Genomic DNA, 1,340 nt, shown 5'->3' on the forward strand with positions numbered 1-1,340 from the left:
GTGGTGGCTCGTCGGCAGGTGCGTCAGGGTCCGGCCTCGCGCAAGCGACAGAGACAGTTGTGCGAACATCGCGGGATGGGCTGAGCCGGCAAATTGCGCGGAATTGCGCTGACAGTGCACCACTTTTTCGCCGCCATCCTCCCCTCTACGTTCAACCTACCCGCAGTGGCAGCCAGACGAACATGGAAGTGCACCGTCACCGTAGTCGCACCGCTCGCGCCTGCAGAAGGGCACTGCGTTGCGCACCGTCCTTGGCTTTTGCGCTTCAGGTAGGTCTAATTCCGTAGCGGGTCGTGGCTTTCGGCGCCGGTGCTTGCCGCCGTGTGCCGCCGGGTGTCTTGCCAAAGCTGATTGCGGGTCCGCCACCGCGTTGCAAGCTACCTCTTTTGGATGAGATGGGACCAGACCATATTCGTTGGCGCAAATACGGTGACTGTGCACGTTTTCTTTTCGCCGCCTGACTCGTTTTCCGAATTTCGCGGGCTTTCCAGTTTGCCCGGCAATCCGATCCAGGCATGCCTCGCCGCCTACCGGCCGGCCGACAGCCCTGCGCAGGGCGCAGTGTCCACGTAATTCCTCGCGTCCGGTTCAAGGGCTCTGGGACCGCTGTGGCAAGCCAATCCCGGCGTTCCATCAAAGTTTAACGATCGGGAAAGGGCCGTGGAAAGCACGTGCGGTAACAGTTGATTCAACCATCGCTGGTATATTAGGGAGTGTAAGTAGCGGCTCCGACAGTGCGGGGGGCGCTGTGTGCCGGAGCCGCCGGCGCAGTCCGGTTGGGGTTGACCGCGCCGTCCTATTCTGGGACAGCGCGGTCAACGATTCGTTAAAATTTTCCGGAACTAATAAAGCGCATGCTAATTGCGTCTGCGGCCGACGATTCTCATTTCGGCGCCTGCCTCGCCTTCCCGCCTGCACACAATGACGGCCGAACGGACTTGAGTGCACTGTCACGGTAATTCCGGGCCAGGCTGTTTCAAAGCAGGGCCAGGCCGCATTTAAACCGCCACACAATCCGCAACTTTCACAGCCTCGCTTTCGCGAGGCTTTTTTCATGGAGCAAGCCTTATGGCCCGACCTGCAACTGCCGCCGTTCGCCTGTTGACCGGCGAACGAGAACCCGTGCGCCTGGCAACCACGGGCAACATCATCTTGTCGGGTCTGAAGACCATCGACGGCGTGCTGACCGAGGTCGGCGACCGGGTGCTGGTGAAGAACCAATCGGACCAATCAACCAATGGCATTTACACGGCCAGCGAAGGCGTATGGTACCGCGCAACTGACGCGCGCACGTCGCGGACTATGCAGAAGGGGACCTCTGTCCGGGTCCAGCAAGGTTC

Annotated in this window: 1 protein-coding gene; it reads left to right on the plus strand. The window is 60.6% G+C overall.

Features of this window, described 5'->3' with window-relative positions; all coding sequences use genetic code 11:
* Positions 1 to 1,068 precede the first annotated feature (1,068 nt).
* Positions 1,069 to 1,340: hypothetical protein (locus ACXJ7R_RS32950; protein WP_457155446.1), on the plus strand; the 272-nt coding region annotated here is incomplete at its 3' end.

This window comes from Mesorhizobium sp. P5_C1, from assembly GCF_054049815.1.